We start from the raw sequence: 268 nt of genomic DNA, 5'->3' as shown, positions 1-268 counted from the left end.
TCTTGCATTGTTACACCATAAAGCATATCAGCGGCCTCCATTGTTCCTCTGCGGTGAGTAATGCAAATAAACTGGGTAGAAAAGTCGGATTTGCTCATATAGTCTGCAAATCTATCAACGTTAATGTCATCAAGTGCAGTATCAACTTCATCAAGGAAGCAGAACGGAGGCGCATTAACACGCATAATGGCAAAATAGATAGCCAGAGCAATAAGAGCCTTTTCTCCGCCAGATAAACCGTCAAGACTGGGAACATTTTTACCGGGAA

The 268-nt window shown here is 42.5% G+C and carries 1 protein-coding gene; it reads right to left on the bottom strand.

Translation table 11 applies throughout. From position 1 onward, the window contains the following. On the bottom strand, nucleotides 1–268 hold a 268-nt coding region (locus AB1471_RS17415; protein ID WP_367780989.1), incomplete at both ends, for a P-loop NTPase family protein.

This window comes from Jeotgalibacillus marinus, assembly GCF_040801915.1.
GTDB lineage: Bacteria > Bacillota > Bacilli > Bacillales > Jeotgalibacillaceae > Jeotgalibacillus > Jeotgalibacillus marinus.
Note: the sequence above shows the minus strand (reverse complement) of the source record. Positions and strands in the feature narration are given on the sequence as shown.